General features: G+C 72.0%; 8 protein-coding genes. 3 read left to right on the plus strand and 5 right to left on the minus strand.

Translation table 11 applies throughout. The annotated features are described in order from the left end of the window. Positions 1–1,424 (minus strand): glycogen debranching protein GlgX (glgX, locus tag WD250_05490; GenBank protein MEX2619653.1); only part of this gene is annotated, 1,424 nt, incomplete at its 3' end. Positions 1,425–1,505: 81 nt separating this feature from the next. Here glgX and WD250_05495 point away from each other — a divergent pair. From WD250_05495 to WD250_05505, 3 genes are all read left to right on the plus strand, one after another. Further along, positions 1,506–2,768 (plus strand): MFS transporter, encoded by a 1,263-nt coding sequence (locus tag WD250_05495; protein ID MEX2619654.1) that lies wholly within the window; start codon positions 1,506–1,508, stop codon positions 2,766–2,768. Between the two features lie 68 nt (positions 2,769–2,836). After that, the gene (locus WD250_05500; GenBank protein ID MEX2619655.1) at positions 2,837–3,490 is read left to right on the plus strand and encodes an O-methyltransferase; all 654 of its coding nucleotides are present in this window, start codon (positions 2,837–2,839) and stop codon (positions 3,488–3,490) included. An 83-nt stretch (positions 3,491–3,573) separates the two neighbouring features. Continuing rightward, positions 3,574–4,671, plus strand: a complete 1,098-nt coding sequence (locus WD250_05505; GenBank protein ID MEX2619656.1) for a universal stress protein — start codon at positions 3,574–3,576, stop codon at positions 4,669–4,671. A gap of 102 nt (positions 4,672–4,773) precedes the next feature. Here the strand turns inward: WD250_05505 and WD250_05510 are convergent, their stop codons facing one another. The 4 genes from WD250_05510 to WD250_05525 form a co-directional block, all read right to left on the minus strand. Continuing rightward, a complete protein-coding gene (locus WD250_05510; protein ID MEX2619657.1) occupies positions 4,774–4,974 on the minus strand; it encodes a cold-shock protein in 201 nt (66 codons plus the stop codon). 160 nt (positions 4,975–5,134) lie between these two features. Continuing rightward, positions 5,135–5,536 carry an ACT domain-containing protein gene (locus WD250_05515; GenBank protein ID MEX2619658.1) on the minus strand — a complete coding sequence of 134 codons (402 nt, stop codon included), beginning with the start codon at positions 5,534–5,536 and terminating at the stop codon, positions 5,135–5,137. Between the two features lie 42 nt (positions 5,537–5,578). After that, entirely contained in the window at positions 5,579–6,718 is a 1,140-nt protein-coding gene (locus WD250_05520; GenBank protein MEX2619659.1) for a glycosyltransferase family 4 protein, read from the minus strand. Beyond that, on the minus strand, positions 6,715–8,010 hold the full coding sequence (locus tag WD250_05525; GenBank protein ID MEX2619660.1) for a M48 family metalloprotease: 1,296 nt from the start codon (positions 8,008–8,010) through the stop codon (positions 6,715–6,717). Before WD250_05525 ends, WD250_05520 begins: the two co-directional genes overlap by 4 nt. Between the last annotated feature and the right edge of the window lie 76 nt (positions 8,011–8,086).

Below are 8,086 nucleotides of genomic sequence, written 5' to 3' on the forward strand. Positions count from 1 at the left end.
GAGTTGTCGTCGAGGTTGGCCTCGTTGTGCTTCTCGTTGTAGCTCACCAGGTCGCGCAGCGTGAACCCGTCGTGGGCCGTGATGAAGTTGATGGACGCGTACGGTCGCCGGCCGTTGTGCGCGTAGAGGTCGCTCGAGCCGGTGAGCCGCGACGCCAGCTCTCCCACCCCGGCGGTCTCCCCCCGCCAGTAGTCGCGGACGGTGTCGCGGTACTTGCCGTTCCACTCGGTCCACAGCACGGGGAAGTTGCCGACCTGGTACCCGCCCTCGCCGACGTCCCACGGCTCGGCGATCAGCTTCACCTGGCTGATGACCGGATCCTGCTGGATGATGTCGAAGAACGCCGACAGCCGGTCGACGTCGTGCAGCTCACGCGCCAGGGTCGAGGCGAGGTCGAAGCGGAAGCCGTCGACGTGCATCTCGGTCACCCAGTACCGCAGCGAGTCGGTGATCAGCTGCAGGACATGGGGGTGGCGGACGTTCATCGAGTTGCCGGTGCCCGTGTAGTCCATGTAGTAGCGCTCGTCGCCGTCGACCAGCCGGTAGTAGGAGCGGTTGTCGATCCCGCGGAAGGCGAGGCTCGGACCCTCGTGGTTGCCCTCGGCGGTGTGGTTGTAGACCACGTCGAGGATCACCTCCAAGCCCGCCTCGTGCAGGTCCTTCACCATTGCCTTGAACTCGTAGACCTGCTCGCCACGGGTGCCGCGCGCGGCGTAGTCGGCGTGGGGAGCGAGGAAGCCGATCGAGTTGTAGCCCCAGTAGTTGCGCAGCCCCTTGCGGACGAGGAAGTGGTCGTGGACGAAGTGGTGCACCGGCTGGAGCTCGACGGCGCTGACCCCGAGGGACTGCAGGTAGTCGATGATCGGCGCAGAGGCCAGGCCGGCGTACGTGCCGCGCAGCTCCGGCTCCACCTCGGGGTGGCGCATGGTGAGGCCCTTGACGTGGGTCTCGTAGATGACGGTCTCGTTCTCGGGGATGCGCGGGAGCCGGTCGTCGCCCCAGTCGAAGAACGGGTTGGCCACGATGCACTTCGGCATGTGCGGGGCGCTGTCCGCCTCGTTGATCTCCAGGTCGCCCCCGGTGAGGGGATAGGCGAAGGCGGCGTCGTTCCAGTCCACCATGCCGTCGATGGCCTTGGCGTACGGGTCGATCAGCAGCTTCGCCGGGTTGAACCGCAGGCCGTTCTCGGGGTCGTAGGGCCCGTGCACCCGGTACCCGTAGCGTTGCCCCGGCTGGATGCCCGGCAGGTAGGCATGCCAGATGAACGCGGTCTGGTCCGCCATGGGCACCCGCAGCTCGTATCCGGCCCGGTCGAACAGGCAGAGCTCGACCTCCTCCGCGTCCTCGCTGAACAGCGTGAAGTTCGTGCCCCGCCCATCCCACTGCGCCCCGAGCGGATAGGGCTGGCCAGGCCAGACGTTCACCACAGACGGACTCCTAGCTGTCGATCGTGCGAGGTTTCGTAGAGTGCCACCGCTGGCTAGGTACCCACGAACAGGAACTCGATGCCTTCGGAGACGCGAGCCGGCCGCGCCTGGCTGCAGCCGACCGTCCTGGCCGTCACCGGTTTGTCGATCGCGTCAGGTTTCGCCTCTTTCGGGGTGACCGCCGCGCTCGGCGACGTGGCGACGGCCTTCGGCGAGCCCGACCCCGAGCAGTCCGTCGCCGCGCTCGCCGGGTTGACGGGCACCACGGTCGGGGTGGGGCTCGCGATCATCCGCCTCGCCTCGCTGGCCGCGCTACCGCTGGCGGGCCTGGCGGATCGCGCGGGACGGCGCCGCGTCATCCTGACCTGCTGCGCCGCCGGCCTCGGTTTCACGGTGGTCGCCGCGCTCAGCCCGAGCTTCTGGTGGTTCGTGGCGCTGTTCGCGCTCGCCAGGCCGCTGCTGTCGGCGACCAACGCGCTGGCCGCGGTGATCGCCGCGGAGGAGACCCGCAGCCTGGACCGGTCCAAGGCGATCGCCATGGTCACCGCCGGCTACGCCCTCGGCGCCGGGTTGACCGCGCTGGTGCGCCTGGCCATCCCCGAGGCGCTGGGCTTCCGCGGGCTGTTCGCGATGGTCCTCGTTCCAATGGTCCTCGTGCCCCTGATCGGGCGGGGCCTGCGCGAGTCGCGGCCGTTCGTGAACCTGCACCCCACCGGAACCGTCGCACCCCGGCTCGGTGCGGTCCGACCGGACCTACGGGGTCGGCTGGCTGTGCTCTTCGCCGTGCACCTCGGGTTCGGGTTCGTCACGGGCCCGATCAACACCAACCTCTTCTGGTACGGGGAGAACGTGCTGGGGATGTCCGCCGGCGCCATGGCACTGGTGTTCCTCGTCGCGGCGCCGGCGGGGCTGGTCGGGTTGCTCGCCGGCCGGTGGGCGGCCGACCGGCTCGGCCGCCGGGTCAGCGCGGGTGTGGCCATGGTCGGCACCGCCCTGGCCGGCACCGTGACCTACAGCGGTGCGGCCGGCGCCCTGGCCGTCGGCTACATCGCCAGCATCGTCGCTGCCGCGGCATACGCGCCCGCAGCGGGCGCCCTGGACGCCGAGCTCTTCCCCACGTCGCAGCGCGCCACGGCTGCGGGCTGGGTCACCGCCGCCAACATCATCGGGGCCGTGCTGGGGCTGGTCGCGTTCGGAGTGCTGATCGACGCCTTCGGCGCGTTCACGCCGGCGGCGCTGACCATCGCCGTGCCGGTGGTCCTCACGGCTCTGCTGTACACGCTCGTGCCCGAGACCCGGGGGCTGGAGCTCGAGGAGTCCGCCCCCGAGCCCGACCGCTGACCTCCGGCGGGAGCTACAGTGCTCCGGCGGGAGCTACAGTGTCCGCACCGACGCCGCGAGGAGCCGCCGTGAGCCTCAAGACCCTCGGATTGTCCGACGAGCTGCATGCCTACGTGGTCACGCACACCAGCGGTCACGACGGGGTGCTGCGCGCCCTCGCTGCGGAGACGCGGGAGCGGTTCCCGGACCACATGCAGATGCAGATCGCCCCCGAGCAGGGCGCGCTGCTCACCCTGCTCACCAGGCTCACGCCGGCGCGGTTCGCGGTGGAGATCGGCACGTTCACCGGGTACTCGGCGATGTGCATCGCCCGGGGGCTGCGCGAGGAGGGTCGTCTGGTCTGCTTCGACAACAATGCGGAGTGGACGGCGATCGCCGCCCGACACTGGGAGCAGGCGGGGCTGATCGCACAGATCGAGCTGCGTCTGGGCGACGCCGGCGAGACGCTGACCAGCCTGGCCGGCGATCCGCCGGTGGACCTGGCTTTCATCGACGCGGACAAGACCGGATATCCCGGCTACTACGAGGCGGTGCTCGCTCGCTTGGCCGACGACGGGCTGATCGTGGTCGACAACGTCCTGGCGGGCGGGCGCGTCCTGGACCCCGACGACGAGAACGCTGCGGCGATCGCCGCGTTCAACGACCTCGTCCGGGCCGACCCGCGCGTCGACGTGGTCCTGCTGCCCGTCGCCGATGGCATCAGCCTCATCACCCGGCGGTGAGGGCGCGCCTCTCCGGGCGCTCGGTGCGGGGCGATGAGGGGCCGCGCGACCCCTCGATGGCCACGGGCTGATGTAATAGGCCCATGGCGTTCGGCAGCACGATCCTGGTCCCGGTCACCCACCCGAAGTCTGCCGTCACGCTGCTGCGTCTCGCGGCGTCGCTGGTCGACCCGGACGGGCTGGTCGTGCCGGTCACCGTGCTGGCCCCGGACGCGCGTGCGAGCGCGCGCAAGGCGGCCCACGACCTGGTGGTCAACGCGGAGGCCACCGCCCGGGAGGCGGGCGTGGAGGCGCGCGGCATGGTGGACATCGACGCCTCCGTGGCCAACGGCGTGCTCGACACGGCCCGCGAGTGTGGCGCGACGCTCGTGCTCATCGGCTGGCAGGGCCGCAGCAGCCACCAGAACGTCTTCGGCAGTCTCATCGACTCGATCGCCGGGCGCTCCGCGGTGCCGTTGGCGGTCGCCCGCCTGGGCGAGAAGGCGTTCACGGGGTTGCTGCTGCCCGTCTCCGACGACCACCTCGCCAGCACCGCGGCCGGCGGCGTCCGGCTCGCCGCAGGCTTGACACGCCGGCTCCACGAAGTCACCGGGGTGCCCGTCCGCGTGCTCCGCAGCGGCGCGGGGATCCCGGAGCTCCCCCCGGAGATGACGGCCCTGAGCGACCGTGTCCACCACGACCCGCGACGCCTGGACCTTGCCGTGGGGGCGGCCGCCCGGGCCGACGACCTCGTGGTGGTGCCGGTGGCGGCGACCGTGTCGGGACTGCGGACGGCGACCACCCACGTGGCCTGGGCGGCCCCCGACGCCTCGCTGCTCATCGCCGTCGACGTGGGTCCGGTGCCCACGGAGAACCTCGCGACGGCTGTCAGCTCGGCCGGGAGCCCGTCCCCCGCGGAGGAGCCGATCGGCATCAGCACGACCCACCGGGTGCGGGTGACCGCCTGCCTGACGGCCGACATCGACCGCTCTGAGGTGCTCGCCGCCGCATTGTGGGCGGTGGGCGACGTCACGCTCCTGGAGCCCTGGCACGACGAACGGGGCCGCATGTGCGTGGAGGCAGACGTGGCGACCCAGGCCACGGACACCAACTCGGCGCTCGGCACCGTCATGGAGGCCCTGCACCACGCGCCAGGGTTCGACGGAGCCGAGATCAGCTACACGCCAGTCGACGAGCGCTGACGCGCACCGGCGGCGGTTGACGCCGGACATGGCAACGCCGGACATGGCAACGCCCCGGCCATATGGCCGGGGCGTCTGCGTTCGTGGCATGTCGCCTAGCGGCTAGATGACCTGAACGTTCGCAGCCTGGTCGCCCTTCGCGCCCTGGGTCACATCGAACTCCACCTTCGCACCCTCGGCCAGCGACTTGAACCCGCTGCCCTGGATGGCGGAGAAGTGGACGAAGACATCGTCGCCATCCTCACGCTCGATGAAGCCGAAACCCTTGTCATCGGAAAACCATTTCACAGTGCCAACAGCCATGTGCTGTCCTTGCCTTTCATCATTCTGGATTCGTGGTGAACCCGAAGGGATCTGCACCAGCGTCTGACCACTGCAGCGTTCACGTCTATCGTGCCCTCACACCTAGCGTACCTGGCTGACGTGCCCGTGTCGCCCCTATTCGTGCGGGCCCCGTCAGCGGTCACATGAGGGCACGTGCCGCGGCGATGTCATCGACCGCGAGCACCAGGCGGTAGCCGCCGGACGTGCCGCCGCCCGCGATGTACGCCTGCTGGATGTTGACGTCGTGGTCGGCCAGCCTGCGGCAGACCTCTCCCATCGCGCCGGGACGGTCGGCGATGTCGACCACCAGGACGTCGCGCGCGGCCCGCACGTCGAACCCGGCGGCGGTCAGCGCTCGCTGGGCGTCCGCCGGATCCCTGACCAGCAGGTGCACCACCCCCCTGCCCTCACCGGTGAAGGCACTGATGCCCTCGATGTTGATGCCGGCCTCCCCGGCAGCCTCCCCGATGCGCGCGAGCACGCCGGGCTGGTCATCAGGGATGAGCGTGAAGTCCTTGTGCATGAGCGGCCCTTTCGCCATGGCGAGCCTACGCCGGCGGCCCTCTCCGGGGCCGCACCGGCGTCACGACCTCCCGTCACTGCCCGCGAGGTCGTCCAGCAGGGTCCGGAAGCGCTCGGTCACGACCGGCCAGGCGTAGCGGCGTTCGACGAAGTCCCGGCCCACCAACCCCATGGCCGCACGCCGGTCGGGGTCTTGCAGCAGGCGGGTGAGCGCATCCCCCACGGCGCCCGGCGAGGTGCCGTCCGCCACGACACCGCTGCGCCCGTCGAGGAGGCTCTCGGGCGCACCCCCCGACCGCCCCGCCAGCACGGGGGTCCCACAGGCCTGCGCCTCCAGGTAGACGATGCCCAGGCCCTCCACGTCGAGCCCCGCCAGGCGCGTCCGGCACGGCATCGCGAACACGTCCGCGGCGGCGTGGACGGCGGGCAGCGCAGCCCGCGCCACGGGCCCCGCGAGGGTGACGCTGGCGGACAGCCCCAGTGCATCCACCCGCCGGCGCAGGCGGGCGGCCATCGGGCCTGCGCCGACCAGGAGCAGGTGCGCGCCGGGCACCCGGGCACGAACGCGTGGCCAGGCCTCGACGAGGACGTCTTGCCCCTTCCTGGCGACCAGCCGTGACACGCACACCGCGAGCGGCTGGTCGTCGGTGAGACCGATCCGGGCACGGACCCCTGTCCCGTCCACCCGGGGGTGGAAGCGGTCGGTGTCGACGCCCGGAGGCAGGGCATGCACGGCCGTGTGCGCCGCGACCCAGGGTTCGAGAGCGGCCTCGGTGTACCGGCTGATCACCCCGATCGCGTCGACACCTCTCGCGACGCGTCGGATCAGGGCTCCGAGCCCGACGCGCACCATGCCGGCCTCGTGGCCGTGCGTCAGCGCCAACGTCGGCGGGGCCAGCCTGCCGGCGAGCTCACCCAGCGGCCACGAGGCGCCGAAGACGATCACGTCGGCACGATGCTCGGCGGCGGCCAGGCGCACCTGCCGAAGCAGCCTGGGTCCCGGCAGCAAGGGACGGGCGGCGACACGGTGGACCGGGTAGGCAAGGTGGGCGTCGTGCTCGTCCGCGGCGGCCCCCCGCGCGGTCAGGACACGCACGCCGGCCGGATCGAGGCGGCCCGCGAGCTCACCGACGAACGCCTCGATCCCCCCCGCCCTGGGCGGGAAGTCGTTGGTCACCCACAGGGTGCGCGGCTCGATCACGTGGCCGGCCCCTCCACCCAGCGTCGCCCCATCTCCAGACGGGCCGTGGGCGGCGGATGGGAGGACCAGAGATGCTGTGCCCAGCGCGGAGGCCGAGGGTCGGACAGGTTGGCCCGTGCCAGCCCGTCGATGAGGTCCAGGTAGGTGGACGGCTCGCCGGTGATGCGCAGCGCCGCCAGGTCGGCCGCAGCCTCGGCGCGCCGACTGGCGGCGTTCTGCACCGGCAGCGCCACCGCCCCGGCCAGCACCACGATCGCCAACACGACCGCCGCAGCGCGCGGGTCGGCGGCGCTGGCCTGGCGACCGCTCGCGACCCGCCGGCGCACCACACCGGCCAACAGGTAGACCAGGGTGATGAGCCCCGCTCCCGCGAAGACGGTGCCGCGCGCCAGGTCAGCGTGCTGGGCGTGGCCGATCTCGTGGGCCAGGACGACGCCGACCTCGGCGGGCGGCTGGCGGGCCACCAGCGTGTCGTAGAGGACCACCCGCCCGGTGGCCCCGAGTCCGGAGATGTAGGCGTTGCGCTTCGTGGTCCGCCGGCTGGCGTCTGCCGTCACGATCCGGTCGACGGACTCGCCTGCTCGGTCGAGGATCCGCTCGACCTCGATGCGGACCGGCCCCTCCGGCAGCGGCTCCGTCGAGAAGCGCAGCGGCTCCAGGACCAGCGGTGCGCCGAAGACCAGGCCGGCGGTCAGTGCCGTCGCAGCGAGGCCGGCGATCGGTGGCCACCCGCGGGGCACGCGCCTGGCGAGCGAATAGCCGCCGACGACGAGGCCGCCGACCACTGCCCACGCCGGCACGACGCCGACCGCCCAGTCATAGGCCCATCCGGCCACGCCCTGGGTGCGGAACCCGAAGGCTCCCTCGTGCACGAAGGTGGCCCAGAAGACCAGCGGCAGCACCACGAGGTCCGTCCCGACGACCACCAGGAGGACCACAGCGGCGGCGGCCCGCGCCGGCCGGTGCTCGCCCACGCGCCGCACGACGGCGTCGCTGAGGCGCCGCCCGGCGGGGGTGAAAGCCACCGCGCAGGGCACCGCGAGCCGCAGGAGGAGCGCCGTCGCCCCGACGGCGTACAACGGCCCCCGGTAAGCCCCCACCAGCTGCAGGTGCGCGGGATCGAACCACTGGTTGGCAGGCGGCGCCGGTCCCAGATCCGGCGCCAGCGGCCGCACGATCTGCACGACCAAGCCGATCACGACGACCGCGGCAGCGAGCGCGTGGGCGACCCAGAGGGCGGAGGGTCGTCTGCGTGCAGCCGGCTGCCGGCGTGAGGCCGCGACTTCGCCCATTCCCGGCTACTGGCGAGCAGCGTCGCCGGCGGTGGACTTCTTGGCCGTGGACTTCTTGGCCGCCGACTTCTTGGCC

Source organism: Egibacteraceae bacterium (genome assembly GCA_040905805.1).
Taxonomy (GTDB): Bacteria; Actinomycetota; Nitriliruptoria; order Euzebyales; family Egibacteraceae; genus DATLGH01.